At 49.1% G+C, this 3,099-nt stretch carries 4 protein-coding genes; all 4 read right to left on the bottom strand.

Going from position 1 to position 3,099, the window contains the following annotated elements; translation table 11 throughout:
- Nucleotides 1-48 precede the first annotated feature (48 nt).
- Entirely contained in the window at nt 49-489 is a 441-nt protein-coding gene (locus AC1DSN_RS20600) for a DUF3828 domain-containing protein (protein ID WP_477332560.1), read from the bottom strand.
- A 322-nt stretch (nt 490-811) separates the two neighbouring features.
- A complete protein-coding gene (locus AC1DSN_RS20595) occupies nt 812-1,663 on the bottom strand; it encodes an SIR2 family protein (RefSeq protein WP_477332558.1) in 852 nt (283 codons plus the stop codon).
- Nucleotides 1,664-1,665: 2 nt separating this feature from the next.
- Nucleotides 1,666-2,688: a ParA family protein gene (locus tag AC1DSN_RS20590; RefSeq protein WP_477332556.1), complete on the bottom strand. Its 1,023-nt coding sequence runs from the start codon at nt 2,686-2,688 to the stop codon at nt 1,666-1,668.
- A 121-nt stretch (nt 2,689-2,809) separates the two neighbouring features.
- Nucleotides 2,810-3,099: hypothetical protein (locus tag AC1DSN_RS20585; RefSeq protein ID WP_477332554.1), on the bottom strand; the 290-nt coding region annotated here is incomplete at its 5' end.

Genomic DNA, 3,099 nt, shown 5'->3' with positions numbered 1-3,099 from the left:
GGACAGGAATGAGGGAGTGTGGGGATTACCGTCAGGAAAGGAAAAGGGCTACTGCCCCAGCAACTCGCGAAGGCTCCAGGGGTCGTCGCCGGACTGGTCGGCGATGTCGTCCACCTTCCAGCCGCCGTTTTCGCGCACCAGCGTGTAGAAGAGCGTCGCCGAGCGCTTGCCGTTGCGGAAGGACACTTCCAGCTCGGCCCTGTTACCGAGGACGATCGGCGGGGAAAGCTGGACATTGCTGGCGACGCCATCCTGCCCCGCAAGGATCGGATCGAAATCCACCGCCTCGCCATTCGCCGTCAGGCTCTCGTTGAGCGCATCGGAAAAATAGGCGGAATAGGGCGAGGGCGCATCGTCCTCGGCCGGGTCGATCGTGTCGGCATAAAGCGATTTGATCAGCGCCTGCGGCGACTTGTAGACCCGCGCCTCGGCGCCGGCCGCAGCCAGCAGGGAAAACAGCAGTCCGAAAACGATGGCCGGCATGCGCATGGATGAGTCGTTCCCCGTTTGGACGTGATGGGATGTTTAGGGGATGGAGGGGTGGAAGGATAGAGGGGAGGAGAAGGAGGAGCTAGGGTGCAAGAGCCAGTGATCTCGAAGCTTTTAAAAGGGAGTGCTTTCATTATATCGAACTGATGTCGCGCTTGGACTAGAAGCCGAGTGAATTATGTGACGCCCAGAGTCTGCCTTCGACCGCTTAAACAAAATTGTACGGCAACTCAGTACAAGAGCTTGCGGGCCCGGGCGAGCTCGCGTAGGCAATTCAGATTGATCTCAGCGTTATAAAAGCCTTTAATATTGAAAGTCGAACTTATACTATTCCGCGTGCGGCTCGCTCATCACCTACCGCAGTTGCCAGTTCGGCCAGATAGCTGGGAACATCGTCATGAGCGCCCTTAGGATACTCAATGCAAAGTATATTATAGGTTCTTTTCATCGATCTATTAATTGATTTATGGTCTTGTCTGGATACTAAAGAATAGTGCCCGTGAGACGAATCAGAATGCATATTAATATCCTCAAGTATTATCTGCATGTCCGGATCTCCTAGGGAATACCCCAGGAACAGGACGGTATTTATTGTAAACAGGGACGACAATACCTGGAAAAATCCAGAATTTTCCCTTTTCGCCTTAAAGTAGGAAAATCTGTCCAAGACAAGGTCATTTAACTCCGTAACGCAACCGTGCATTTTTACTATAGTTCGGCCTGGGGAGCGTAGCTTATCTAGGAGGTCAGATGATGTATGCTTGCAAACATTATATGCCTGCATTCCACCACTAAAGTGTTCAAAATTCTTCTCAAGAAACTCATCGTAATTTGTCGTAACGATCGTTTTTAAATCGAGCTCAAGTATACTTCTGTATATTTCGTGATGAATCATTGGCCGTATTTGGAATTTATCGCGCATAAAGTCGTTAATTACTGCGCGATCAAGGCCATCAGAAATAATTTGAGCCGCGTCCAAAAGGTTGCCGGTTTTGATAAGGCCGGAGACAAATTTTTTCTCCGTCGCCTGTGAAAGGTTATCCTTTAATTCTGACAGCAAATTAGACCAGTTGGGCATAGCTGGACTCGCAGCTTTTGAGATGCCTGAACCGACAAAAACGAGGACACGGCGCTCCGCAATTTCGCGAACGAGGGGTTTCGGCCAAGTTACCATAATTAGAAAACCCTTACCGCTATTGCGTTAGCCAGGTTTCCAATAATATCTTTGTATGATGCGGACTGGCTAAATTGACTGCCCACCAGTCCGTCTTTCGCCTTTAGCGAAATAATCGGAGTATTTGCATTCTGAGCAAGCGGGATAAGGCTGTAAAGATTTGGCACATCTCCCAGGGGCGTGCCATCAAAATTAGAGAACTGAGCAAGATAATTCTTTACCTCCCCTGGAACATCCTCGAGTATTCTCTCGTAAGCTCGGGTCGGACGGCGAACGCCTTCTTTTGACTTGGCTATATACTGCTGAAGCGTGTAGCCTAGGTACCCCTTTTTAATTGAAATATCTCTTGATATGTTAAAACGCTCCAAGGCTCCTGGATTCAGTCTCTCTGATTGCTCCAAGGCGACTGTATAATAGTCGATCCATCCRACTATCCATCTCGAAATATTTCTCACACCAAGAAGACTAAAGGCATCGGCTCCAAGAGGAGTTATAAAATTATCACACGAAAGTAAAACGGACCGATTTAAGGCGCCGAGAGAAGGACTAACGTCAATAAAAGCAATATCATAGTTGCTTGATTGAGCCGAAAGATATGAACGTAACCAGTTCGTAATTCTAAAGCCGCCAGCTTTCCCACTAGGTATATCCGTCCAAGCTTGCGACAGTTGATCCTCGAAAAGCGAAAATCGAGGGTTTCCCGGCAGTAAGTCTACTCCAAATCTATTTCCTTTGTATGCTATGGGTTTTACGCTGCGATTAATGCTAGCATCCCCGTCAATTATTGGCTGAACTACATCCATTATAGTCTTTATTTTAGGCTCATCTTTATCGATGTCCTTTGGCCAATATAGATCAATGGTTTTCTCATCCCCAAGTATATACTGTGTTATGTTGCATTGCGGATCACAATCTACAACCAAGACCCGTTTTTTCATTTCTGTTGAAAAATAAGCAGCGATGTTACCCGTCAAGGTTGTCTTTCCAACTCCGCCTTTATTATTAAAAAACGAAACAATTTTCATCTCGTATAAGTCTCCGCACCGAGCAGCAACAACGCTAACGGTGGTAGAAAAATCCCCTGTAAGTAGCAAGCTTATTTTGGCCGGACTAATTTGCCCATATCCAGCGTCAAACAGTACCAGGTTACCGCCCCGGCCGCCCCGTCTTCCCCTTCGTCCGGCTCTTCCGTTTCTGCTCGCCGGCATCCTCATAACTTCCCGCGCCGACCTTGCCGCGCACGAGGGGGCGGGGGTCGTCGGTGGATCCTCGGGTCAATCCTCGGGTTGAACCCGAGGACGAGGATGACGGAGGGGAGGATGAGGATGATGGTTTTGGCGGCAGCTTGCCGGTGACCGGTTTTTCGGTGCGGCCGACGGTCATTTCGTCGAGGTCGTTCTTGCGGAACAGCGATGGCTTGGCGGGCTCGGCGATGT

It is taken from the genome of Luteibacter sp. P4_D7_3 (assembly GCF_056401735.1).
The sequence above is the reverse complement of the archived record's forward strand: the minus strand, read 5'-3'. Positions and strand labels throughout refer to the sequence as shown.